Source organism: Sphingobacteriaceae bacterium (assembly GCA_016715905.1).
Taxonomy (GTDB): Bacteria; Bacteroidota; Bacteroidia; order B-17B0; family Aurantibacillaceae; genus Aurantibacillus.
Map to the genome: position 1 here is coordinate 131,920 of JADJXI010000004.1, position 26,617 is coordinate 158,536.

Annotated in this window: 21 protein-coding genes, 1 pseudogene and 1 riboswitch; of the genes and pseudogenes, 7 read left to right on the forward strand and 15 right to left on the reverse strand. The window is 35.5% G+C overall.

Annotated elements, in window-relative coordinates:
- Positions 1-253: 253 nt before the first annotated feature.
- The 4 genes from IPM51_04815 to IPM51_04830 all read left to right on the forward strand — a co-directional run bounded on the left by IPM51_04815 (position 254) and on the right by IPM51_04830 (position 5,933).
- Positions 254-1,234, forward strand: a complete 981-nt coding sequence (locus tag IPM51_04815) for an OmpA family protein (GenBank protein ID MBK9283624.1) — start codon at positions 254-256, stop codon at positions 1,232-1,234.
- A gap of 277 nt (positions 1,235-1,511) precedes the next feature.
- On the forward strand, positions 1,512-3,155 hold the full coding sequence (locus IPM51_04820; protein ID MBK9283625.1) for a tetratricopeptide repeat protein: 1,644 nt from the start codon (positions 1,512-1,514) through the stop codon (positions 3,153-3,155).
- A gap of 201 nt (positions 3,156-3,356) precedes the next feature.
- Positions 3,357-5,210: a tetratricopeptide repeat protein gene (locus IPM51_04825; protein ID MBK9283626.1), complete on the forward strand. Its 1,854-nt coding sequence runs from the start codon at positions 3,357-3,359 to the stop codon at positions 5,208-5,210.
- A 15-nt stretch (positions 5,211-5,225) separates the two neighbouring features.
- Positions 5,226-5,933 (forward strand): glycosyltransferase family 2 protein, encoded by a 708-nt coding sequence (locus IPM51_04830; protein ID MBK9283627.1) that lies wholly within the window; start codon positions 5,226-5,228, stop codon positions 5,931-5,933.
- Positions 5,934-6,028: 95 nt separating this feature from the next.
- Here IPM51_04830 and IPM51_04835 read toward each other — a convergent pair whose 3' ends face one another.
- The 14 genes from IPM51_04835 to IPM51_04900 form a co-directional block, all read right to left on the reverse strand.
- The gene (locus IPM51_04835) at positions 6,029-6,829 is read right to left on the reverse strand and encodes a hypothetical protein (protein ID MBK9283628.1); all 801 of its coding nucleotides are present in this window, start codon (positions 6,827-6,829) and stop codon (positions 6,029-6,031) included.
- A gap of 3 nt (positions 6,830-6,832) precedes the next feature.
- The gene (gene rseP / locus IPM51_04840; GenBank protein ID MBK9283629.1) at positions 6,833-8,164 is read right to left on the reverse strand and encodes an RIP metalloprotease RseP; all 1,332 of its coding nucleotides are present in this window, start codon (positions 8,162-8,164) and stop codon (positions 6,833-6,835) included.
- Between the two features lie 103 nt (positions 8,165-8,267).
- Positions 8,268-9,419 carry a 1-deoxy-D-xylulose-5-phosphate reductoisomerase gene (locus tag IPM51_04845; protein MBK9283630.1) on the reverse strand — a complete coding sequence of 384 codons (1,152 nt, stop codon included), beginning with the start codon at positions 9,417-9,419 and terminating at the stop codon, positions 8,268-8,270.
- A 42-nt stretch (positions 9,420-9,461) separates the two neighbouring features.
- Positions 9,462-10,172 (reverse strand): HesA/MoeB/ThiF family protein, encoded by a 711-nt coding sequence (locus tag IPM51_04850; protein ID MBK9283631.1) that lies wholly within the window; start codon positions 10,170-10,172, stop codon positions 9,462-9,464.
- Positions 10,162-11,286: a 2-iminoacetate synthase ThiH gene (gene thiH, locus IPM51_04855; protein ID MBK9283632.1), complete on the reverse strand. Its 1,125-nt coding sequence runs from the start codon at positions 11,284-11,286 to the stop codon at positions 10,162-10,164. The genes IPM51_04850 and thiH overlap by 11 nt, the downstream gene beginning before the upstream one ends.
- 2 nt (positions 11,287-11,288) lie before the next feature.
- A complete protein-coding gene (locus IPM51_04860; protein MBK9283633.1) occupies positions 11,289-12,056 on the reverse strand; it encodes a thiazole synthase in 768 nt (255 codons plus the stop codon).
- A complete protein-coding gene (gene thiE / locus IPM51_04865; GenBank protein ID MBK9283634.1) occupies positions 12,028-12,672 on the reverse strand; it encodes a thiamine phosphate synthase in 645 nt (214 codons plus the stop codon). The genes IPM51_04860 and thiE overlap by 29 nt, the downstream gene beginning before the upstream one ends.
- Positions 12,662-13,408, reverse strand: coding sequence for a hydroxymethylpyrimidine/phosphomethylpyrimidine kinase (locus IPM51_04870; protein ID MBK9283635.1), 747 nt, complete (start codon positions 13,406-13,408; stop codon positions 12,662-12,664). The genes thiE and IPM51_04870 overlap by 11 nt, the downstream gene beginning before the upstream one ends.
- Positions 13,384-13,983 (reverse strand): thiamine phosphate synthase, encoded by a 600-nt coding sequence (locus IPM51_04875; protein MBK9283636.1) that lies wholly within the window; start codon positions 13,981-13,983, stop codon positions 13,384-13,386. The genes IPM51_04870 and IPM51_04875 overlap by 25 nt, the downstream gene beginning before the upstream one ends.
- Positions 13,983-15,830, reverse strand: coding sequence for a phosphomethylpyrimidine synthase ThiC (gene thiC, locus IPM51_04880; GenBank protein ID MBK9283637.1), 1,848 nt, complete (start codon positions 15,828-15,830; stop codon positions 13,983-13,985). Before thiC ends, IPM51_04875 begins: the two co-directional genes overlap by 1 nt.
- 39 nt (positions 15,831-15,869) lie before the next feature.
- Positions 15,870-16,070, reverse strand: coding sequence for a sulfur carrier protein ThiS (gene thiS / locus IPM51_04885; GenBank protein MBK9283638.1), 201 nt, complete (start codon positions 16,068-16,070; stop codon positions 15,870-15,872).
- A 37-nt stretch (positions 16,071-16,107) separates the two neighbouring features.
- Positions 16,108-16,197: riboswitch (TPP riboswitch) on the reverse strand.
- 126 nt (positions 16,198-16,323) lie between these two features.
- Positions 16,324-17,184, reverse strand: coding sequence for a hypothetical protein (locus IPM51_04890; GenBank protein MBK9283639.1), 861 nt, complete (start codon positions 17,182-17,184; stop codon positions 16,324-16,326).
- Between the two features lie 100 nt (positions 17,185-17,284).
- Positions 17,285-17,695, reverse strand: coding sequence for a BrxA/BrxB family bacilliredoxin (locus tag IPM51_04895; GenBank protein MBK9283640.1), 411 nt, complete (start codon positions 17,693-17,695; stop codon positions 17,285-17,287).
- Positions 17,696-17,825: 130 nt separating this feature from the next.
- Positions 17,826-17,999: a hypothetical protein gene (locus IPM51_04900; protein ID MBK9283641.1), complete on the reverse strand. Its 174-nt coding sequence runs from the start codon at positions 17,997-17,999 to the stop codon at positions 17,826-17,828.
- A gap of 19 nt (positions 18,000-18,018) precedes the next feature.
- On the opposite strand from IPM51_04900, the gene IPM51_04905 reads away from it, so the two are divergent.
- From IPM51_04905 to IPM51_04915, 3 genes are all read left to right on the forward strand, one after another.
- Entirely contained in the window at positions 18,019-20,709 is a 2,691-nt protein-coding gene (locus tag IPM51_04905) for an insulinase family protein (GenBank protein ID MBK9283642.1), read from the forward strand.
- Between the two features lie 59 nt (positions 20,710-20,768).
- On the forward strand, positions 20,769-22,157 hold the full coding sequence (gene lpdA, locus IPM51_04910) for a dihydrolipoyl dehydrogenase (GenBank protein ID MBK9283643.1): 1,389 nt from the start codon (positions 20,769-20,771) through the stop codon (positions 22,155-22,157).
- Between the two features lie 130 nt (positions 22,158-22,287).
- Positions 22,288-25,620 carry a T9SS type A sorting domain-containing protein gene (locus IPM51_04915; protein ID MBK9283644.1) on the forward strand — a complete coding sequence of 1,111 codons (3,333 nt, stop codon included), beginning with the start codon at positions 22,288-22,290 and terminating at the stop codon, positions 25,618-25,620.
- Here IPM51_04915 and pfkA read toward each other — a convergent pair.
- A pseudogene (gene pfkA, locus IPM51_04920) lies at positions 25,617-26,587 on the reverse strand (6-phosphofructokinase). The gene IPM51_04915 and the pseudogene pfkA overlap by 4 nt on opposite strands.
- Positions 26,588-26,617: the final 30 nt, after the last annotated feature.

Here is a 26,617-nt window from a genome sequence, read left to right on the forward strand (position 1 = left end):
TATGGTGATAAAATTTTAGAGACACCTGTCTCGTATTTTCTGTACTTTAAATAAATAAAATACAAATTCGATTTTATGGAACCCTTAACTTAAAACAAAAAAAGTTTTACAGTAGTTCAGAATAAGCAAAAATTTGAAACAATTTTAAATGGTTTTGTCTTGATTCAAAGGATGGTGGCAGGAGTTTAGGAAACCAAATTGAATAAATAATAAAGAATAATGATTCACTAATTTATTTTTAAAAAAACATATCATGAAAAAACTAGTTCTAATCTCATTCGCATTCTTTTTAGTAAGTCGAGTTTTTGGGCAAGCGGATATAAAACTTTACGCTAAATACGATTTTATACCCGGTGATAAAATTATTTTTGAAGATAATATTCATGATGAAACTGTTGGTGAATTTCCTTCCCGCTGGAAATTGATTTATGGATCGGCCGAAGTGATGAAAAAGGACAGCAATTATGTAATTGCTTATCTGGCGAATGCGGAAATTATGCCTAACATGAAAACGCCGGCATTTTTACCCGTGCAATTTACCATTGAGTTTGATTTATTTTTTTATAATAAGTATAACGAAGCCTTTTATGTGGTTTTTGATAAAATCGGCAAACTGGATATCAGAAGACAAAAAATAAGTATTAAATCATTTTCCGGTGAAAACAATCCGCAAAAAGCAGATGGTTGGCATCATGTAGCCATTGCTTTTAATAATAAAAAAATGAAAGTTTATTTTGATGAAAAAAAAGTATTAAACATACCGGATATGGGAGATTTGCCTACTAAATTTTCTATTTCCGCTTTAAGTTTTGGGGTGAAAGACGGAAATCCGGCCATCATAAAAAATATTCGTCTGGCCGAAGGAGGCATGCCTTTGTACAAAAGATTAATGGCCGACGGAAAAATAATTACCCGCGGCATTTTATTTGATACCGGTAAAAGTTCCATCAAACCCGAATCCATGGGTGTGATAAATGAAGTGGCCAAAATGTTGCAGGAAAATGCCACGCTAAAACTCAGCATTGAAGGACACACGGATAGTGATGGAGAAGCAAAAGCCAATCAAACCCTTTCAGAAAAAAGAAGCGCGGAAGTCAAAAGAATTTTAGTAGAATTGGGCATTGATGCAGCTCGTTTAGAAACCAAAGGATTTGGAGCATCCAAACCAATTAACCCAAACAAATCCGTCGAAGATAAAGCCAACAATCGCAGAGTAGAGTTTATTAAGTTGTAAGTTTTGAAGTCACGACCAGTACTTTAATTCGCTATAAACAATAAAAAAACAATTGTCATATGCTAAGCCTATTTAAGGTTCCTGACAAAGAAAAAAACTTTCAGAGTTTTTTTATATTTTTCTTCTCAGGATTGGAAGGTTCTGCGAAAAGAGCTGTATAATTATATTAGTTTATTGACTTGAGTTAAATTATAGTGAATATTCAATGTTATTTAACTCTGTAAAACTTCTTATATTGTTCACGCAATTGGCTTTGGAAACAGGTCAACACACCCAAATGAGAGAAAAACCCATCACTATATCGTGTCACGTGCCAATGCTCTTGTGCCTTTGGTTTGTAATTGGCTTACAGGCATGGGCTCAGGATCCTGTAATCGATTCATTGAAAAAGCAGTTAAAAAGTGCTACGCATGATACGGTTAGAGGTATAATATTAAATAGCTTAACCGAATTAGCATCAGAAGAAGAGTGGCCGTTTTACAATGATGAATTAAAAAAGTTAGCGGAAAATAATTTGCCATTGGCGAAGAGCGCCAGAGAAAGAAAAATATATTTAACTTTTCAGGCCATCGCATTGTCTAATTTAGGTTTACTGGCCTCCGGGAAAAATGAAATTGAAGCGGCAAAAAAATTTCATGAACAAAGCATTGAAATCTGTGAGCAAATCAATTATCAAAAGGGTATAGGTTTTTGTTTAGGTGAATTGGGTACATTGGAACTGAAACAATTTAATATGAAGGAGGCTCTTGATTATTATCAGCAAAGTATAGCCATTAAAAATGATTTGAAAGATTATAAAGGAACAGCACTTACCTTAAATAACATGGGTTATATTTATAAAAGTTTGGGCAATACAGCTCGTGCATTGGATTGTTATTTTCAAGCTTTGAATTTGCAGGAAAAAACAAATGATTTGATCGGTATGGCTTATGCGAATAGCAATATAGGAGGTATTCATCATAGCCAAGGAGATTTAAACACAGCGCTTGCGTATTTTTTGAAAAGTTTAAAGCTGAATGAAGAAATTAATAATGGAATAGGAGTTCGCGCTACCTATTTAAACTTAGGTACTATCTATTTACAATTAGCAGATTATGAAAAGGCCGAAGAATGTTATAAAAAGAGTTTGTTATTGGCGGAAATGTTAAACGATAAAAAAGGACAGGCCTTGTTTTATTCACACGTAGGTTCTATTTATAAAATAAAAAAAGAGCCGAATAAGGCTATTGAGTTTTATCAAAAAGGAGTGAAAATGCTGGAAGAGTTGAAAATGTACGATGATTTAAGCAGTGCATTAAATAATATGGCCGTAAGTTATATGGATTTAGGAAATTACGATAAGGCAGAGCAACTTGCGGATAAGAGTATGAAGTACGCTTTGCAAATCGGATTTCCAAAAACAATTGGGGCTGTAGCTCGCATACAAAAGCTTGTAAATGAAAAAAGTGGCAATTATAAAAAAGCCCTAGAAATGTATGAGTTGGAGATAAAGATGCGGGATAGCGTAAATAATGAAACCAGCAGAAAAGCCAATATGCGTTCAGAACTTAAATATGAATTCGAAAAAAAATCAGCCGCCGATTCAGTAGCTCATTCTAAGGAAAGTGAAATTAAAAATGCAGAATTGGCAAAACAGAAAGCGGAAATTTCTGCCAAAAATAATCAGCAGTACGCCTTGTTTGGCGGTTTAGGTCTGGTCATGATTTTTGCAGGCTTTATGTATAACCGCTTTAAAGTTACCCAAAAACAAAAGAGCATCATTGAAAGTCAAAAAACAGAAGTGGAATGTCAAAAGTATTTAGTGGAAGAGAAGCAAAAGGAGATTTTAGATTCGATTCAATATGCGCGTAGAATACAGATGGCGCAAATTCCTAGTGAAAAACAGGTAGCCAAAAGTTTGGAAAAATTAAGAATAAATTGAGATTAAAGGAGAAAAGGGGAGTTTTAGTTTAATTCGGGATTAAAGCTTTTTTAACCCGCTCGCTTATTTCTCGTGCTATGGCGGAATAATGTTTATCGATTATTTTTTTAAAACCTATAAGCACATTCCGACCTTATATCTGGTATGTTCTAATTTACATCTGGTCGCAACATAATGACCTAAGATATATACGTTTGTGTTGTGAGTTCTTTAAGCGTATATAGCAAAAAAACAACTTTACATCTTGTGTTGTTAGTTGGGGCATTGCTTATTGCATATACAAAAATATTGCAAGCTGACTTCATCAGTTGGGATGATTTAGATTACGTGTTTAATATTAGAGACTGCCAGAGAGGCCTGCATTTAAAAATGTTACCGTTGTGGTTTAGTAGACATTATCTGGGAAATTATCAGCCTTTACCTATTTTAACTTACGCGTTGGATCATGTACTTGGGGGCACGGCTCCCTTTGTATATCATTTACAAAGTTTACTGTGGCATGCGGGGACTGTTGTGCTTGTGTTTCTTTTTTTTTCTCGCATACAGGAAAATAAATGGCTTGCTTTTTTTATTGCGTTATTTTTTGCTATTCATCCGGTTCAAACGGAAAGTGTTGCATGGATTTCAGCTCGCAATAAAAGTATGAATGCTTTTTTTTGCTTTTTATCAATGCATGTTTATCTTACTTATGTATTTACCAATAAAAATTCATTGCTTATATGGGTAACTGTGTTTGGTCTAATGGCTTATCTGTGTAAAGCTACCGCCTTATCTTTGCCTTTTACACTTTTTGCGGTAGATATTTGGTTAAAACGTCCGCTTAATAAAATTAAAATTTACTTAGAGAAAATTCCTTTAATATTAGTAGGAATTCCTATTGCTCTGGTCACTTTATTAGCGCAAAAGGAAGTTCATTTTTTGCAACACCACAATAGTTTTGGATGGGATAATATTGTTTTTGCATCATTGGCTCTGGTAAAATACGTGTACCATCTTTTATTACCCCTTCAGCTTTCTGTTATATATCCTTTTCCTCCAGAACTTTCGATTATACATTGGTTATGTTTATTACCTGCCATTGCTTTTATCATGCTTATATTATTTTCATTCAAAAATGATTGGCATGTTTTGTGCGGTGGCCTATTGTTCTTTCTGGTAAACCTGTTACCTGTTTTGCAATTAGTTCAATTTGGAGAACAGTTAATGGCTGACCGTTACTTATATATTGCAGGAATAGGGATATGGTTTCCATTCTTTTATTTTTTGTTTCAAAAGTTTGAGAGAATAGGAAATCATATTGTTATTGGCATTAGTACCACTGTTGCTTTATTTTTTATTTTTCTTAGTATTCAACGTAATAATATTTGGTTAAATAATATTCAATTCTGGACCTCGGTGGTTGAGGATTATCCAAAATCAGCGATTGCGCATTACAGTTTAGGAGCCGCATACATGAATGAGAAACAATATGAGAAGGCTAATGAACATATGATTTGGGCGATATTTGTAGAACCCGGAAATTTCAAGGCATGGAGAAATAAAAGTGTTTTGCATTTGCGCCAAGGTGAAACGCGAGAAGCATTACAAGCTATTCAAAAAAGCATACAATTGCGTTCATCGGCTAAATCATATTTTACCAGAGCTCTTATTTATTATCGAATCAAAAAATTTGATTTGGCTTTAATGGATTTAAATCAAGTAATTACCAGACAAAAATGCAATGCAAGAGCCTATTGTTTAAGAGCTGAATGCGAGGAGCATTTAAAAGATACACTTACGGCATTAAACGATTTTAATTTAGCAATTCGATACGATTCTAAGGAAGCCCTTTATTTACAGAAACGGGGAATATTATTGGCAAAGCAAGGTAAAAGTGAATTGGCATTAAAGGATTTGAACGCCGCGTTAGCTAGAAATCCTAACAATGGAGAGTTATATTATTTAAAGGCTTTGTTATTATTTCAAATGGGAAAAAGTCCATGTAGCGATTTAACTATGGCCACTCAATATGGATGCGTTGAAGCCGATGTTGCCAGAAGTAAAATATGTAAATAAAATTAACCGAAATTGATGAGTGTAATTTTAAACATTGTGAATCCCTGTTATAATCCCAAACAAGGTTGGGAAAAGAATTTGTTAGAGAATTACAAAAGTTTAATTCTACAATTACCCGCTGAAGTGAAAGTACATTTATTTTTGGTTAACGATGGCTCTTGCGAAGGTATCTCTAATCAAAGTATTATATATTTGGATGAACAACTGCATCATTTTACTTATATTCATCATTCTGAAAATTCAGGTAAGGGATTTGCAATACGATCAGCTATGCAAAGAATAAAGGAGGGTTATGTGATGTATACAGATATAGACTATCCTTTTAAAACGGAAAGCATGGTGGAAATTTTTCACCTGCTACATAGCAGTAAATATGATGTGGTGCTTGGTGTAAGAACAAGAGAGTATTTTCGTAAACTCCCTTTAACACGTAAAATATTTTCTTTTTTATTAAGAACGGCTAATCATTTGTTTTTCCCCGGGTTGTTGGTGAAAGATACTCAATCCGGATTAAAAGCCTGTAATCAAAAGGGAAGAGCTGCTTTTTTGAATACCCGAATAAATGGATTTTTATTTGAGCCTGAATTTATTCGACTCTGCACACGAGAAAATTTAAGAATAAAAGGCATAGCTCTTAAAGCGAAAGATAATATTTATTTTTCTTTTTTGGATTGGAAGGTATTACGAAAAGAGTTATGCAACTACATTCGTTTGATGGTTTGAGTCCAAGTTTTTATACTTTTTTTTCAATTCAGTGTAAATTTCAAATTTGATTCAAGTAATTAACAATGAATTCCGGTTTTAATATGCAATTTGTGTTAATGATCCTGAGCGGATGAAGTAGTAGATGCTTTTGGAAGCAAAGCTTTTTTAACCCGCTCGCTTATTTCTCGCGCAATCGCTGAAAAATGTTTATCGATTATTTTTTTAGGCGTATTTAAATTAAAAGCAAACTCCGTTTCGGCAATTCCGGAATTTATTTCTTTTAGTTCGTTATTATAAACCGTGTAATGCAAAATTATTTTCCGGTTTCCATTGGGATTCACCAGTTCGCCTGGATTTTTAGCTCCTGCCGCTTTTATTTCCAATTGATTGACAAATAAAAATAAATCACAACGGTATTTGGAACCTAAAGAAGTTAACACTTTGCCCTGACTAACCTTGGCATTCATGAAACGATTTTCTACATCGGTTTCTACATTCAATTGTCCTTTTTCAATTTTTTTCTCTTGTTTTTCACGCACAGGCGCTTTGTAATTGGCTTGATCGGGAACTTTTAAATACTCGTATTGCAAATATTGATAAATGCTTTCCAAATCTTTTTTATACTTCACGGTGTCTTCCACCAAATCTACAACGGCATACTTATTATTTTTAAAAGCTTTGTACAATTGCTCATTAATTCCGTTTCTGAAAGAATTTTTAATTTGTCTGGCGCTTAATTTGGTTTCCTGGTTAATGTGATGATCAATTTCACTTAAATACATTCGGGGTTCAAAGGGAATAAGCAAAATTTTATGCGCGGCAGTGGTATTTGTTTTTTCCTTTGTATTAATTGTGGTTTGGGCAACCAAATGAATGCTGCAAAGGCAAGTTAATATGGAAGCCCAAATTCTCATCTTTTAATTTCTTAGCCAATCGGTGTTGGCATAAATCATTAATGCCAAAACAATAATCAAACCAACATTATTGGCATAATAAATAAATTTATCACTTACTTTTTTGCGGGTAATCATTTCCCATAGAATAAACATGATATATCCTCCGTCCAACATAGGAATGGGTAAAAAATTCATGAAAGCCAGAGCAAGAGAAAGAAATGCAGTGAAGGTCCAGAATGAATGCCAGTCCCACACCGGAGCCATTTGTTGTACCATGGTATAAAAACCACCCACTTGCTTATGGGCTTCTTTCACTGTAAAAATTACAACTAATTGTTTGGCCTGCATAATTATCATTTCCATGCCATCCTTCACACCTTGTACAAAAGCTCCGGCAAATGAATATTTGGTTTCTACAAATTTGGTGGGTTCGGTTTCTTCGGGTACAAAACCAATAATTCCTTTTTCAGAAACACTGCAAGAAGTTTGAATCGTATCTGTTCCTCGTAGTAAAGTTAATTTCACTTTGGTGGATTTATTTAAATTCAATTGTGTTTTTAATTCGTCATAATATTTAACCGGAATATCATTCACCGCAAGAAACAAATCACCGGGTTTCATGTTGGCATTAGAAGCAAAACTGGTGCTGTCTACTTCCTTTACTTTGGCAATAAATCTTTCGTTTACAAATAAAGATTTTTTTAAACGTTTTAAAATTAAGGCTCTGTGATCATCACTCACGGGAATAGAAAATTTAGTTCCGTCGGCATGTACGCCTTCAATTTTTTCTACTCTGTTCATGATAATTTCAACGGGAATGCGGTGAACAGATTTCACCGGGTTACCATCCAATGAAGTAATATAATCCCCGTTTCTTAATCCCATGGAAATAGCAGTACTATCTACCATTAAGCCGTGACTTAAGTTGGTAATGGGTAAAGTAGTTTTACCCCAAATGAATAACACCATCCAGAAAATTAAAATTCCTACCACAAAATTCACAATAATTCCTCCCATCATCACCAGTAATCTCTGCCAGGCCGGTTTTGATCTTAATTCCCAGGGCTGTGGTTCGCTATTGATAATACTCTTATCCATTTGCTCATCTACCATACCCGCTATTTGAACGTAACCTCCAAAAGGAAACCAACCTATACCATATTCGGTATCACCAATTTTCTTTTTGAAAAGTGGAAAGTTCATCACATTGGCAAAGGGGAATAAAAAGTCGAAGAACAGATAAAATTTATCTACGCGGCACTTGAATTTTTTGGCAAACCAAAAATGTCCGAATTCGTGAAGGGTTACCAAAATGGTTAAACTGAGAAATAATTGAGCTATTTTAATGAACATAAAGAATTTTTTACAAAGTCTGAATACCTGTGAGTTAAGAGTATAAAAATACGCTAAATAAAAGCATTATTAAAGAAAAAAAAGCTAAAATAACCTAATGAACTCAGAGCAAATTACGGGAAATTGCTCTGGCTTCTGTGTCCGTTTGCTGATATTCGCTTAAACCCGGATTTTTTATTAACGCAATTTTTTGCAAGGTTTTATCAATGAGTTCACTCATTTTTAAAAATGAAATTTTATCTTCTAAAAAGGCCTGAACGGCAATTTCATTAGCGGCATTTAATGCGCAAGGCATGTTTCCTCCTGTTTTTAAAGCCTGAAAAGCTAATTGTAAATTAGGAAAAGTTTCTAAATCGGGTTTTTCAAAAGTGAGTGAAGGATAATCGGTAAAATTAAATCGAGGGAAATCATTTTTTATTCGGAATGGATATGCCATCGCATACTGAATCGGTAATTTCATATCAGGCAAACCCATTTGTGCTTTTATACTTCCATCTTCAAATTGCACTAAACTATGAATGATGCTTTGCGGATGAATGATTACTTCTATTTGTTCGGGCTTTAAATTAAATAACCATTTGGCTTCAATTACCTCTAATCCCTTGTTCATTAAACTGGCTGAATCTATCGTCACTTTGGCTCCCATGCTCCAGTTTGGATGCTTTAAGGCTTGTTCTTTTTTGATCTGAGTTAATTCATCTCTTTTTTTGCCTCTGAACGGACCTCCGCTCGCAGTGAGTATAATTTTTTCAATTTTATTTTCCCACTCACCGGCTAAGCATTGAAAAATGGCGGAATGCTCGCTATCTACCGGATAAATATTTACTGCATTTTCCTGCGCTAGCCTAGTTACTAATTCACCGGCCACCACCAAGGTTTCCTTGTTAGCTAAAGCAATATTTTTTTTGTTTTCAATGGCTTTGATGGTACTGGCTAATCCGGCATATCCAACAATACTGGCCAGCACCACGTCAATACTTTCCATTTCCACAATTTGCTCAACGGATTTTTGTCCGGCAAAAACTTTTATATCATACGACTCGAGCGCTTTTTTTACTGTAAGATATTTTTGTTCGTCGGCAATCACCACGGCATTGGGATTTAATTCTATGGCTTGTTGAATGAGTAATTCTGCATTTCCGTTGGCTACCAATACTTCAGCTGTGAAAATATCAGGATTTGCCTTAATCACTTCTATGGCCTGCGTACCAATGCTGCCTGTTGAACCTAAGATTGCAATTTTTTTTGTTGACATGAGATATAAGGGACGAATTTAATTAAAATAAATTCAATCGTTTTAAAAATGTAAACAATTCAAATTCATTTTTTTTAAATCAAGTATAATGTATTGATTCATTAAAGGATTCAAATTAAGAATAAGCTTTAAAGCTTCATTGGCTAATAGCGTACCCATTACTCCGGGAACGGTAGCCAATACGCCATTTTCAGAACAATCCGGAACATCTTCTTTGGCAGGAGGAACCGGAAAAATAGCTCTTAAATCTTTACTTCCCCTGTAATTAAAAACAGAAAGCTGACCTTCAAATCCTAATATACTTCCATAAACCAAGGGTTTATTGAGTTTCACGCAGGCATCGTTTACGGTATAGCGGGTTTCAAAATTATCGCAACCATCAATTATTAAATCGTAATCTTTTAATAGTTCAGCCGCATTTTCATCATTAATTAAAACATCGTGAGCTATAATATTTATTTCCGGATGCATGAGGTTTAATTTTGTTTTTGCGACATCCACTTTTTTTAAGTTAACATCTTTTTGTCCGAATAATATTTGACGATGGAGATTGGTAATATGTACGGTATCAAAATCAATTATCCCTATTGTTCCAACGCCGGCTGCACACAAATACAAGAGGGTAGGGCAACCCAAACCTCCGCAACCTACTATGGCCACTTTTGCTTCCTTTATTTTTTCTTGTCCCGAAACACCAATTTCGGAGAGCATAATTTGTTTGATGTATTTTCTTTTCTCGTTGTTACTTAGCATAAGAATCAGAATAAACACGGTCCCAATCTTTTAAAACAGGTTCATAACCTTGTTTTTTTATAATTTCCTTAAATTCTGATAAGGTGCGGTTATCATCTATTGTAAATTGTTCTAAACTTTCTTTGGCTACAGCATAACCGCCCGGATTGGTTTTAGATTCTGCACTCATACTGGTTGCGCCCAAGCGAATTACGTTATTTCTGAAATGAGGTGTTTCTCTTGTAGAAATTGAAATTTCTAAATCGGGATTAAACAAACGATAAGCGCAAATCAATTGTAATAATTCCTTTTCATGAATGGGATTTTGTACTTCATGAACGCCTTCAGCCGGACGAATGCGAGGAAAGGAAATGGAGTATTTACTTTTCCAATAAACCTTCTGTAAATAATCCAAATGCAAAGCACAAAAGAAGGAATCAATTCTCCAATCATTTAATCCTAATAAAACACCTAAGCCAATTTTATGAATTTCACTCTTACAAGCCCGATCCGGTGTTTCCAATCGGTAATCAAAATTTGATTTTTTTCCTTTAGGGTGAAAAGTGCCGTAATTCTGTTTATTGTATGTTTCCTGATAAACCAATACCGAATAAACACCGGCTTTTTGTAAAGAAAGGTATTCTTCTTCATCAAGGGGTTGCACTTCTATAGAAATATTGGCAAAAAAAGGTTTAATTAATTCTATGGCGTGCAAGAAATATTTTAAATGAACTGTTGCGTTAGCTTCTCCGGTTACTAATAAAACGTGATCAAAGCCCAAGGCTTTAACGGCTTTAGCTTCCTCAATTATTTCCTGATCGTTTAATGTTTTTCTTTTTATTTTATTATCAAAACTGTAACCGCAATACGTACAAATATTATTGCATTCATTACTTAAATACAAAGGAGCATACAACTGAATAATTTTACCAAATCTCTGTTTGGTTAAGGCTTGACTCTTTACCGCCATTTGTTCGAGATAGGAGGAAGCAGCAGGAGAAATTAAAGCTTTAAAATCTTCGGTACTCAACTTATTTTTATTTAAAGCAATTTGAACTTCGGAGGAAGTTTTTTCTGAAATTTCTTTTTCGATCTGCTCGTAATTATAGGTATTGAAGATTTCTTTAAATGTCATTTTTAAAGTTCTTTTAGGAATTCGGTTAAGGGACTAGTAGCCATGCCTGCTTTTTGTATTCCTGCCGGGCTTGCTTCAAAGGCCGTTCGTCCGGCATGAACAGCATCTTTAAATGCTATAGCCATGTTTATTGTATCTTTTGCAGTTGCAATGGCCGTGTTCACCAAAACAGCATCAGCCCCAATTTCCATTGCGTGGCAGGCATGAGAAGGTAAACCAATTCCTGCATCAACAATTACAGGAACGCGACTTTGTTCAATAATAATTTCCAAAAAATCTTTGGTCATTAATCCTTTGTTACTTCCAATGGGTGAACCCAAAGGCATTACAGCAGATGTGCCTGCTTCTTCCAGTAATTTACACAATACAGGATCGGCGTGAATATAAGGCAACACAATAAATCCTTGCTTAGCTAATTCTTCAGTGGCCTTTAAAGTTTCGATTGGGTCGGGTAGTAAATATCTGGGGTCGGGATGAATTTCCAATTTGATCCAATTGGTTTCTAAGGCTTCACGTGCCAGTTGCGCAGCAAAAATGGCTTCTTTTGCATTTCGTGCTCCTGAAGTATTGGGCCAAAGGTTAACGTTTGCTTTTTTTATGGCATCTAACAAATGATCCGATGGTGCATTTATTTCCACACGTTTTAAGGCAACGGTTACCATTTCTGTACCGGATGCGAGAATAGATTGCAACATTTCTTCATCCGATGCATATTTTCCGCTTCCTAAAAATAAACGTGAATTAAACTCTTTGTTTCCTATCGTAAGCATGATCTAATAATGAATTAATTTGATTTATTATTTCTTTTTTATGGGTTGCGTTTGTAATTAAACCGGACACAGCAATACCATATACACCAGCTTGCATTAATCCTTCAATGTCTTTTAGTTCAATTCCTCCAATAGCAAATACCGGAATATTAATTTGTTCGGATTTTAATTGATTCATGATTTTGGTAAAACCTTCTATTCCTAATATCGGACTCAAATTTTCTTTAGTAGAGGTGAAACGCAAAGGACCTAAACCAACGTAATCTGCTTTATTTTGCACATGATTTTTTATTTGATGAAATTCATTAGCGGTTGCTCCAATTTTACCTTTAAATATTTTTTGCGCCTCGAGTAGTGGCATGTCTTTTAGTCCCAAATGTAAACCGTTTGCCCTAACTTGTTGAGCAATTTGTGGAGAATCGTTTAGTGTAAAAAAGGCGTTGTATTTTTCACATTTATTTTTTATTTCATGAGCACAATTTAGAATTTCCTTTTCGCTGCAATTTTTTAAACGCAACTGCACGTGTTTTACTCCGGCTTGCAATGCAGATTCAATATTCCGAAGATGTTCATTCGGATTATGGCCCTGAGATATATAAATTAATTTATGCATGATATCCTAAGGCTGTAGAATTACTATTTAAAAAATGTTCAGTATATATTTTTGCCTTTTCACAGGCTGTTTTAATGTCAATTCCCTTAGCGAGTTCTGCGGTGATGGCCGATGAAAGTACGCAGCCTGATCCGTGCTTAGCATAAATATTTTTTTCAGAAGAAAGAATTTCTATCGTTTCATTTTTGGTAAATAAGGTGTCAATTCCTTTTTTCTCGTTACGATGACCTCCTTTAAGTAATACAGTACAATCATTTAAAACAGACCAATCCAAATTATTTTTTTCCGAACCAAATAATTGTTCAAATTCAATTGCGTTTGGTGTAATCAAGGTAAGCGAAGGCATAATTTTGTACAATAATTTTTTATTACCGTAATCCGCAAAGGAAAAACCGGTAGAAGATTGAATAACCGGATCAACCACTATTTTAATCTTAGAATCGTGCGTCTTAATCATATCGCAGAGTATTTTGAGCCAATGGATATCGGGTATGATTCCGAATTTTACAGCTTTTATGGGATATGCGTTGAGTAGGATATTCAAATCCGATTGAACTTCTTCCACTGTTCTCCACTTCACTGTAATAAATTTTTTTTCAGTTTGTGTTGTAATACCGGTACAAATGCTCAAACCATACACTTTGTTTTGCTCAAAAGTTTTTAAGTCGGCACTTAATCCGGCGCCTGAACTGGGATCTAAACCCGCAATAGTTATCACAAAGGGACGTGCAGTTTGCATATTTCATTTAATGCGGTAAAATTTTCAATTATGGATCCGGGTAAAGACCAAATGGCTCCTAAAGCTGCTACACCTGAAAAACCCATCGCTATTGCGTCAGCAACATGGTGTTGAGTGATGCCGCCAAGCGCATAAATATTTTTATTCGGATTATTTATTTTAAAATTATTCCCGAATTCACTGGTGTAATCTTTTTTTGAAATGCTATTAAAAACCGGACTTAAAAAACAATGATGCCATTGCTTGGATTCTTTTTCAATAAGTTCAGCCTGATGAAATGAAGTACTGAGCTTATAATTTGAAAACTGGCGTGCTTCAAAATCTGCCCTTGCCTTTTCTTTAACGTGAATATAGGAAAGGTTAAATTCTTGGGCAGACGCATAATGTTGGTGAATTGAAATTTTATTTAAGTATTCCGGATTAATTTGACTTAAATATTTAATCTGATCTGAAGAAGACCATCCGGGTTTTCTCAAATGAAAAAATTCCATACCATGATTAAACAATTCGTTCACCAACTTTGTTTCATCATCAATGTCATTTTCATGACTAAATATAATTAAAGCAGGAAGCATTAACTGTATATTTCTGAACCTTTATTTTTAAACTCTTCACTCATTTCATGCATTCCGTTTTCAGCATAATCGCGAATTTCTTGTGTAATTTTCATAGAACAGAATTTGGGCCCACACATGGAACAGAAATGTGCAATTTTTGCTCCATCAGCCGGTAAAGTTTCATCGTGATATTCTCGCGCAGTATCCGGATCGAGTGATAAATTAAATTGATCTTCCCATCTGAATTCAAATCGTGCTTTGCTTAAGGCATTGTCTCTATATTGTGCTCCCGGATGTCCTTTAGCCAAATCAGCAGCGTGTGCCGCCAATTTGTAAGTGATTACGCCATCTTTCACGTCTTTTTTGTTGGGTAATCCCAAATGTTCTTTTGGAGTTACATAGCATAACATAGCTGTTCCGTACCATCCAATCATAGCAGCTCCAATTGCAGAAGTAATATGATCGTATCCGGGCGCAATGTCTGTGGTTAATGGTCCGAGCGTATAAAACGGAGCTTCACTACAACATTCCAATTGTTTTTCCATGTTTTCTTTGATGAGATGCATAGGTACATGTCCCGGACCTTCAATCATAGTTTGAATATCATGTTTCCAAGCAATTTTAGTTAACTCACCTAAAGTTTCTAATTCTCCGAATTGAGCTTCATCATTTGCATCTGCAATGCAACCGGGTCTTAAGCCGTCGCCAAGTGAAAATGCAACATCGTAAGCTTTCATAATTTCGCAAATTTCTTCGAAATGCGTGTACAGAAAATTTTCTTTATGATGCGCTAAACACCACTTGGCCATAATGGAACCACCTCTGGAAACGATGCCGGTGATTCTTTTAGCAGTGAGATGAATATATTTTAGGCGAACTCCGGCATGAATGGTGAAATAATCTACGCCCTGTTCAGCTTGCTCAATCAAAGTATCTTTAAATATTTCCCAGGTTAGGTCTTCCGCTTTACCGTTTACTTTTTCCAAAGCCTGATAAATGGGAACTGTTCCAATTGGTACCGGTGAATTTCTTAAAATCCATTCCCTTGTTTCATGAATATTTTTTCCGGTTGATAAATCCATTATGGTATCAGCACCCCATCGACAAGCCCATACTGCTTTTTCCACTTCCTCTTCAATACTGGAAGTAACGGCGCTATTACCGATGTTGGCATTTATTTTTACTAGAAAATTTCTTCCGATAATCATAGGCTCACTTTCCGGGTGATTGATGTTGTTGGGAATAATGGCTCTGCCTTCAGCAATTTCTTTTCGAACAAATTCAGCGGTAATTATTCCCTTAGGTGTATTCGCACCAAAAGAATTACCTGCATGTTGCTGACTCAATAATTTATATTGCCCGTTTAATTCTTTTTCCAGCAAATCATATTTTTGATTTTCGCGAATAGCAATGTATTCCATTTCCGGAGTAATGATTCCCATTTTGGCGTAATGCATTTGGCTTACATTTTTTCCCTTTTTCGCTTTTAAAGGTTTTTTTAAATGTTCAAAACGAAGATGATTTAATGAAGTATCTTTCAAACGTTCTTCTCCATAAGAAGAAGAAACTGAATTTAATTCTTCAACGTCGTTTCTGTCTAATATCCATTTTTCACGAATACGTTCAATGCCTTTTTTAATATCAATTTTAATATTTGGGTCGGTGTAGGGTCCGCTGGTATCATAAACGGTTACCGGTTTGTTTTCTTCTATTTTACCATTGGCGTGTTTTGTGGGAGAAAGTGTAATTTCACGCATAGCCACCTGAATAGGGTGGATGTTACCTTTTACAAAAACTTTTTTTGAACCGCTGATGGGTTTACAACTGATTACGTTTTGTTCCGGTGTTTTGTCTGATTTACTCATTTTATTCGATTTAAAATTTTATGTTTTAATGTGTAATTTTTATCCACCCTGCGTGGCTTTAATAAATAATACGTGATCGTTTTCTTTTAACTGAAAGGTATTCCATTCCGATTTTTTAATCACCTGTTGATTAACGGCTACCGCCATTCCATTGATTTTATCGCCCACAACCTGTTGCAATAAATAAATTAATTCGGGTTGAGTGATAAGTAGTTTTTCGTTATTTAAGCTAATTTCCATTTCGTATAAATAAACAACTTTAGAAATGGTATGCAGAGTATATTCTGTAACTTTTTCCTACGTCGGTATTACCCGTATCAGGTACTAGGGTATAATCTCAGTCTGTTCGACACCCCTAAAGTTGTAATACAAAATTAAAAAATTAGCGTTGATAAATGGATTTAATAATCTAAAGTAATAAACCATTTCAGATAACTTATTAACTAAAAAAGCCCGAATTATCGGGCTTTGAGATTAAAATTTTTGAAAATCATTAATCGATTACAATTACCAGATATTTGGAAACACTCCAAAACTCACTCGGATTTGTAATTTCAATTTTCTCCACCGGGTTTTCACCTACAATTTTAAATGAACTTTTTGGGTGATTGGTAAGTAGTTTAATTTTTTTAGAACCAATGTTTATTGTTTTTGTTTCTTCAATGTTCACTTTAGTAAAGTATTCTTTATTGAAATCTTCTTTAACCTTGGTAGTTTTTCCAATTCCTATAAAACCACCTTCTTTGGTTACTACATTTTTTTCTTTTAACTCTTTTAAAGTACCGATTGCGAAATATGCTGTATTAATTACTTCTGTTTTTTGTTCGCTTTCAGTTTCAACATTTTGATAATTGGTATTTAAATTAGCCAATTCAATGTGTAAAGCTTCCATCTGACTTTTTAAATCTGCAATTTCTCCGTCTTTTTGATCAATGGCTCTCTGCAAATTTTCAATCATCTGTTCCATACCTTCCATTTTTAAATTCGCATTTTTTAATTTTTTTGATAGGGAAGCAATGCGTGATTTGTTTTTAGACATTAAATCATAAATGGCCTGAATATCTTCTTTAATTTGATTTTGTTTGCTGGTAACATCACCTTGTTTGGCTGCAGAGTTTACAATTTTTTCTTTTTCTTTAATGGAATTTAAATTCTCTTGAATTTCATTAAACGCGCCAACAAATTCTTGTAAGGCAGCTTCCTTCTCTCCTAATTTACCGCCCAATTCATTATTCACAACCTTTAAACTGTCTGCTAAAGGATTAGGTTCTTTCTCTCCGGATCCGCATGAAGTCAGGAATATCATTCCCAAGCTCACCATCATTACTATTGCATGTGATTTTAATCTATTCATACCTCTTTTTATTTTAATACTTTTTGGAACGTAAATGTAACCCTTTCAGGCACAAAAAAAGACGCAAAAAATGCGTCTTTCATCAATTCTTTTGAACCATTTAACAAAATTCGTTATAAACTGCTTTTAAATGTTCTGCAATGGCATTGGCCGACTGACCTTCAATATGGTGTCTTTCAACAAAATGTACTAATTCACCGTTTTTAAACAAGGCAATAGCCGGACTACTTGGCGGATATGGATTAAAGTGTTTTCTGGCTTCAGCAACTGCATCAGTATCAAATCCTGCAAAAACAGTACTTAATACATTAGGCACCTTGGCATTATCAAGGCTCTTTTTAACTCCCGGTCTGCAGGCTCCGGCCGCACAACCGCAAACGGAGTTTACAACCATTAAAACAGTTCCCTGTTCCTTTAAAATATTATTAACTTCTTCCGGGCTCGATAAATCTTTAAATCCTGCCGATGTTAATTCGGCTTTCATGGGTTTTACTATGGCTTCAGGATACATGTGTGAGTTTTTTAGTTTCTACAAATTTACGTACAAAATTAATAGGACTTTTAAGGAAAGAAGTTAAATAGTGTGATATTTTCACTTATTACGGGGGATAGTCAAAGTTTTAGGTTTATCTTATATTTGTTTAATAACAATTAATTATACGTATTAAAAATTTAAGTTTATCGGTATTTGTTCTTATTGGATTTCTATCAAAAGCACAGATAAAAAATCCTGAAAAAATACCCGGAAAAAACACCACGTTTCCACTACCTGTTTTTATTGAAGAAGTAACCCAAACGGACAATGAAATTTGCATTCCTTATAAACGTTATCAATTGGATAACGGATTAAATTTAATCATACACGAAGATCATAGTGATCCGGTTGTTTATGTGGATGTTACTTATCATGTTGGATCTTCAAGAGAACAGCAGGGTAGAAGCGGATTTGCGCATTTTTTTGAGCATATGATGTTTCAGGGTTCAAAAAATGTGGGTGATGATCAACATTTTAAAATTGTGAGCGAAGCCGGCGGAAATATGAACGGAACTACCAATACCGACCGAACAAATTATTTTCAGGTAGTGCCCAGTAATTATTTGGAAACCATGCTTTGGTTAGAATCAGATCGCATGGGATTTTTATTGGATTCTGTTACGCAAAAGAAATTTGAAATTCAACGAGCAACAGTAAAAAATGAAAGAGGTCAGCGTTATGATAATGCACCTTATGGTTTAGAAAGAGAAAAAATAGGTGAAGCTTTGTATCCACAAGGTCATCCTTACAGTTGGTTAACGATTGGTTATATTGATGATTTGAATAGAGTTGATGTAAATGATTTAAAAAGATTTTATATGCGATGGTATGGTCCGAATAATGCGGCCTTAACCATTTCAGGAGATGTAAATACAGATGAGGTGTTATTGTTAGTTCAAAAATATTTTGGAAGTATTGAAAGAGGTCCCGCTGTTTCTCCCATGAAAGTAGCTCCGGTTAAATTAACGGCAAACCGATTTATTTCCTATGAAGATAATATTAAATTTCCCATGGTAACCTTAGTGTTTCCAACGGTAAAGGATGGAGAAAAGGATGATGTGGCTTTGAGTATATTGGGAGATATTTTATCCGGACATGAGAGTTCACCGTTAAGAAAAGCATTTATCAATTCTAAAAAAGCCAGTGCGGCATATGCCTTTCAAATGTCACGCGAACTTGCAGGGCAATTTCAGATTTCCGTTCGTGCTAATCCGGGCACATCTCTGTCAGCCACCTATGCTGAAATTAAAACCGCATTGGATACCTGGGAAAAAAGTGGCATAAGCGATGAGGATTTATTGAAGTTTAAAGCACAGTATAAAAGTCATTTGTATGATCGCTTGCAAACTGTACAGGGAAAAGGAGCAACCTTAGCTTCTAATTTTGTTTTAATGGGCGATGCAAACGATATTAAAAAACAGATAAAGCTATTTGAAACGGTTACAAAAGAAGATATCAAAAGAGTGTACAATACCTATATCAAAAACAAAGCTTGTGTAATAAGCAGTTTTGTTCCGAAAGGACAAAGTAACTTAAAGGCCGGACCTGATAATTGGAAAATGTATGAAAGAAAAATTGAAGCCGAAAGTGCAGAGTACAAAAATTTATCTTACCAAGCACCGGTAGAAGATTTTGACCGTTCAAAAAAACCTACAGCCGGACCCGCACATCATGCACGTATACCTTCATTTTACACCGCAACTTTGGTGAATAATATTCCTTTAATAGGTGTAGTAGAGAATGAAATTCCTAAAATTGATATTGTGGTGAGTTTTAAAGCGGGTCATGATTATGAATCTCTTGATAAAGCAGGGATAGCCGGTTTAACTGCAGCTATGTTGATGAAAAGTACACTCAAAACCAGTGTTTCAGATTTTGAAGATAAATTAGATTTATTAGGCGCTAATGTTCATATTCATGCCGGAGCAGAAGAATTTCAAATGAGTATTACCTCTCCAAAAGAAAATATTTCTGCCGTAATTAAACTAGCTGAAGAAGCCTTATTGCAACCTAAATTCGACCCGTCGGAATTTGAATTGGTAAAGAAGCAGTTGTTGGATCGTATCTCGCAATCAAAAAGTAACGCATCGCAAATTGCAAATCTTGCTTTGGATGAGTTGTTATACGGTAAAACAAATCGTAAAGGTTTGCCTGCTAATGGAACTACCGAAACCGTTCAATCCATAACCATTGATGATATTAAAAATTACTACAATCAATTAAATGCTTCTATGTTATCGGTTGCGGTAAGTGGTGATATTACAAAAGAAGAGGCGATAAAGAATTTAGAATTTATAAAAAAGGTAAAGACCGGAAATCCAATTGTATTGTCGCCTCAAAATGTGCCTGCAATTGAAAAAACTAAAATTTATTTTATTGAAAAGAAAAATGCACCTCAAAGTGAAATCCGAATGGCTTATGTAGCCTTACCTTATGATTGCTGTGGAGAATATTTTAAGGCCAATGTGATGAATTTTAGTTTTAGCGGCGCCTTTAATTCAAGAGTAAATTATTTATTGCGTGAAATAAAAGGGTGGACTTATGGCACAAGAGGAGCTTTTCATGGAGGAAGAACGGATGGTAATTATGTGATTAGTGGCGGTTTCAAAGGAAATGCCACGGATAGTACGTTAATTGAATTGTTCAGAGAAATTAAAAATTATGCCGATAATGGAATAACTGAAAGTGAATTGGAATTTACTCGTCACGCCATTGCACAATCCGATGCCTTAAGATACGAATCTTCTTTGCAAAAACTTTATTTTGTAAAAAGAATCATGGATTATGGTTTAAGCGCCGACTACGTTAAAGATCAGGTGAAAGTACTTGATGCCTTAACGGTTAATGATGTAAATCAAATAGCCAAAAAATACCTGCCTTATAATAATATGATAGTTTTAGTGGTTGGAGATAAAACGCAAAATTTGGAAAAAATAAAACAATTGGGTTATGAAGTGATTGAAATTCAGAATGAAAGTAAAAAAGACTAAAAAAAATTGCTTTTTTATGCCATAAATTGATGCTAAATTAGAAACCTGAATTAACAAGTATGAATTACGATATTATTATTATAGGAAGTGGTCCGGGTGGTTACGTAACTGCCATTCGCGCATCGCAATTGGGATATAAAGTAGCTGTGGTAGAAAAAGAAAGTTTAGGCGGCATTTGTTTAAACTGGGGCTGTATTCCAACCAAAGCATTATTAAAAAGTGCTCAGGTATATGAGTATTTAAATCATGCCAAAGATTATGGCATCAGCGCTGAAAACATTAAAGCTGATTTTAGCGGAGTGGTAAAAAGAAGTAGAGATGTGGCCGAAGGTATGAGTAAGGGAGTTCAATTTTTAATGAAAAAAAATAAAATTGAAGTGATTGTTGGAACAGCCAAAGTTAAACCCGGTAAAAAAGTGGATGTAACCGGTGATGATGGAAAAATAAATACGTATTCAGCCAATCATATCATTATTGCAACGGGTGCACGTTCACGCAAGCTTCCAAATTTACCGCAGGACGGGAAAAAGATTATTGGTTACAGAGAAGCGATGGTTCTTCCAAAACTACCTAAAACAATGATTGTTGTAGGAAGTGGTGCAATTGGAGTGGAATTTGCTTACTTCTATGCAACCATGGGAACTAAAGTAACTATTGTTGAATTTTTACCAAACATTGTTCCGGTTGAAGACGAAGATGTAAGTAAACAATTAGAAAAGTCACTTAAAAAAATCGGAATTGAAGTAATGACCGATGCGTCGGTAGAATCTGTTGATACCAAATCAGACACTTGCAAAGCTACGGTTAAAACAAAAAACGGTAATGTAACCTTGGAAGCAGAAATTGTATTATCTGCTGTGGGTATTGAAGCGAATATTCAGGGAATTGGATTGGAAGAAACCGGAATAAAAACAGATAAAGGAAAAATTGTAGTAGATAAATTTTATGCCACCAATGTTCCGGGTTATTATGCAATAGGAGATTGTGTTCCGGGTCAGGCTTTAGCACATGTGGCCAGCGCCGAAGGAATTACTTGCGTTGAAAAAATTAAAGGCCTGCATGTGGATCCAATAGATTATAATAATATTCCGGGTTGTACCTATTCTCAACCTGAAATTGCCTCCGTTGGTTTCACCGAGAAAAAAGCTAAAGAGGCAGGTTATCAAATAAAAGTTGGTAAATTTCCTTTTACTGCATCCGGTAAAGCTAAAGCAGCCGGTGCAAGCGATGGTTTTATAAAATTAATTTTTGATGCAAAATACGGGGAGTTATTGGGCGCTCATATGATTGGGGCCAATGTTACCGAAATGATTGCAGAATGTGTTGCTTTAAGAAAATTAGAGACAACAGGTCATGAATTAATTAAGACCGTGCATCCACATCCAACCATGAGCGAGGCTATTATGGAAGCGGCCGCTGCAGCATACGGTGAGGTGATTCATTTGTAGGGTAATTCGATTAGGTTAACCTAACATTCTTGTAATTAGTCTAATATTCATCAAAAATTGACTATTGTCAATTCTTTTATTTTGAGTCTGTCCAATTTGGAACTACATTTAGTGTAGAATTTTATAACAGATGAAAAAATCAAACCTTAAAAGTATCCTTCTGATATTTTTTATTTCGTTTTTTTCAATTCCACTAAATGCAATCACTGTAACAGTAAATAATACCAATGATGCCGGCGTGGGTTCATTGCGGGAAGCGATTGCCATTACAAATACAACTGTAGGTAACGATTATATTAATTTTAATTTAGGAGTTGGTGGTCCATTCACTATTACACTCTTATCCGCTTTGCCTGCCTTAACCGATAACGCAGGTGTTTTTATTAATGGTTGGGATAATGCCGGAAACCCCGGAACGCCAAATAGTATTGCAATCTTTAGTACAAGCATAGCTACACCATTGAATCCGGTTTATAAAATTATACTGGGTAACGGAAATAATATTCCCGTTGGTTTAACGATTTCAAGTTCTAATAATTTAATTCAGGGTTTGGTATTAAATGATTTTGGTGATGGAACTCCAAGTGCGAATGATATGTGTATTAGTTTGGCGGGCTCAAGTAATACCATAATTGGTTGTTATTTAGGTATGGCTGATGATGGGTCAACAATGGGGGCCAAACCATATTACGGCATCTATTGTACACGAGCTAATAATTTAATTGGTGATGGTACAAATGCAGGCGTAAACTTAATTTCGGGAATGGGAGGAAGTGGAGGTGTGAAAATTTATTTTGCCGGTGCAACTGCAACGGCCAATATTGTAAGAGGAAATATTATCGGCTTGCAATCAAACGGAACAAGTGCATTAACGGCTTCCTCAACGGGTATATACCTATTAAATCCTGCAAACTCCAACACCATTGGCGGAACAGGAGCTTTTGATGGAAATTTAATTTCAGGAAACAGAGGGACGGGAATTGTGATCAGTTCTTACTCCAATGTCATTCAAGGTAATTTTATTGGGCCATTGTCTGATGGTATTACAGGTTTGGTAGGTACGCAACAAAGTAATGGTATGAGTAATAGCGGTTGGTATAATCTTATTGGTGGTTCTGCCGCCGGGGCTCGAAATGTGATTGCCGGAAATCCGAATTTAGGGATGGATATGAGTGGTAGAAATAATATTATTCAAGGGAATTACTGGGGCACAAATAAGTTAGGTACAGGAAGATTAATTGGTGTTGGCGGTTCTGGAATGGCTGTAAATACAGGTACAGGTAATTTAATAGGGGGGCCCGGCCCCGGAGAAGGAAATCTAATTTCCGGAGCGAGTAATATGGGAATTTGGGTTTTAAATCAGGCAACTAATGTTGGCAACACTATTCAACAAAACACCATTGGATTAGCTGTGGGAGCAACTGCCTCACTTACCGGTGGAGGAAATAGTACAGGAATATTGATGTCTCCCGGTGCCAGAGGTAATATTATTGGTGGAAATTCAGCAAATACGCGTAATATAATTTCAGGGAATACAACCGGAATTTCAATGGGTGGCGCTTATGTGAACACCATTACGGGAAATTATATAGGTCCTTCCGGAGATGGTCTTACTCGTGTGATTGGTACCAATCAAACATATGGAATCAGCATGTCAAATGGTTCATTAAACGCAATCGGAAATACCGGTGCGGGAGATGGGAATGTGATTTCAGGTAACACATCTTATGGTATTTATATGTCGGCAGTATCTGCATCTTTAAACACCATTGTTCAAAATACCATTGGCCCTAATCCTGCAGCAAGCGGAACCTTAACAAATGCTACTAACCAAACCGGTGTTTACATGAGCAATGCTAAAGATAATGTTGTAGGTGGATCGGGTGGTGCATCAACAAGAAACATAATTTCTGCAAACAGTAATGGTGTAGTGATAACCGGTGCAACCGCTACTAATAACGTGGTTCGTGGAAATTACATTGGTTTGGCCGGAGATGGAATAAATAGAATTATAGGTAGTACGCAATCGTTTGGTGTGCAATTAAATCCTCCTGCATTTAGTAATACCATTGGTGGATTACAAGCCGGTGAAGGTAATGTAATGTCGGGGAATTCTGTTGGTGGTTATTATGGAATCGGAAATACAGTTGGGAATGCGTATTTAGGAAACATTATTGGCTTACAAGCTAATGGATTAAACGTAGTTACAGGAGCCACACAATCAAGAGGGATGGATATACATGGATCGGGTTTATTGATTGGCGATATTGGCGGGTATGGTAATATTATTTCCGGAAACACAAATATCGGAATTTATAATGCCTTGGCTACGGGTTCAAATAATATTATTCGTGCTAATCATATCGGACCCGGAATTAACGGTTTGCAGGTTGCCGGCGCTGTACAGGCAACAGGAATTCAATTGCAACAAAGTGTGAGTAATTATACGGTTGGCGGTTATTTGGGAGCTGTGGGTCAAAATCCCCAAGGTAACCGCATTGCTTTTAATACCGGAAATGGCGTAAATGTTACTTCAACTCCTGCAGTGGGGCACATGATTTCAAGAAATTTAATTTATTCCAACGGCGTAGGCGCAACTCAATTTCCAATCAATTTAAATTATGGAGTTAATCAAGGCAATAATGGTAAACCTGCTCCCGATATTGTTACGTATACAACCTCCATTGTTACAGGCAGTGGTGCTGTTACTGCAGGTGTTGGTGATACGGTAGAAGTGTTTGCCAATACAAGCGGAAATTGTAAAGACATGTCTATTTATAAGGGAAGTACATTAGCGGATGCGGTTGGAAACTGGACATTAACGGGTATCACTATTAATCCGGGCGAAAGTGTTTTGGCTACTGCACGCTCTCTAGCAAATAACAATACTTCTCAAACAAGTACTTGCACGGTGCCTTTGCCAGTAGAAGTGGTAGCTTTTTCCGCTTTTTGTATGGGAAATAAGGTGAATGTTTATTGGACCACCATCACTGAATTAAATAGTAAAATATTTAGAATAGAAAGATCAGTTGATGGAGTAAATTTTGAAAGAATAGGGGAGCTTGCTGCCGCCGGACACAGTACTCAAAAATTGAATTATACTTTAGTTGATGAGCATCCGCTTAAAGAAACCGTGTACTACAAATTAATTCAAGAGGATATTTCAGGTTTAATTCAGGAGTTTATTTTGGTTTATACCAATGATTGCGATGCTAAATCTTTAACAAATTTTCTTTTTCCTAATCCGGCTAACTCAAATGTGAATTTGGTTTTACCCGGGTTTTTTGGAAGAGAAGTTAAAATTGAAATAATTAGTGTGTTAGGTAAAGTTGAAAAATCAATAATATTATTTGTTGAAACTCCACTGAATGAAATTGATATTGCTGATTTGAGTAAGGGTGTTTATTTTGTTCGTCTGCTTTCTGCAGACCGAAATGAAGTTTTGCGCTTAACTATTGATTAACTACTCAACACCTCAATCAATTTTTCTAAATCCGGATTTAATTTTTCAATGTGCTTCACCGCTTTTTCAAATGGCGTAAAGGTCACCGTTTTATCGATTAATCCAACCATTACATTTTTTCGTCCGGCCTGAATGGCTAAAACAGCTTGATGTCCCACTACCGAAGCGTTTACTCTTTCCATGCAGGTAGGATTTCCCCCTCTTTGAATGTGGCCTAAAATACTCACACGCATATCAAATTCCGGAAAATTATTTTTAATGAGGTTGGCAATTTTATAAGCTCCTCCGTGATCATCCCCTTCAGCTACTATAATTATTTTACTGCTTTTTGATTTTCTCCATTCCTTCATTTTTAAAATGAGTGTTTCTAAATCTCCTTTTATTTCGGGCACAAGCAACGCGTCAGCTCCACAGGCAATCGCACTTCTTAATGCAATTAGCCCTGCATCTTTTCCCATTACTTCCACCACAAAAACCCGGTCATGACTCTCAGCTGTATCTCTCAATCTGTCCACTGCTTCCACAACGGTGTTAATTGCCGTGTCATATCCAATGGTAAAATCAGTACCTATTAAATCATTATCTATAGTTCCGGCACATCCAACAATGGGTATATTCAAATGTTTGTTCAATTCAATGGCGCCTTTAAAACTTCCGTCACCTCCTATAATTACTAATCCATCTACTTGATGTTGTTTTACCGTAGCAACAGCTTTTTGCAAGCCTTCGGTAGTCATAAATCTTGCACTGCGTGCGGTTTTTAAAATAGTTCCTCCACGGTGTATAATTCCGGATACGCTTTCCTGGTCATCACTTTAAAATCATTGTCAATTAATCCTTCGTATCCTCTTATAAAACCAACTACTTCAATTTGTTGAAATAATGCAGTTCGCACAATAGCCCTAATACAAGCATTCATTCCCGGAGAATCTCCGCCTGATGTTAAAATTCCAATCTTTTTTACCATGATACTAATTTAAGTAAAAATAATTTTGTT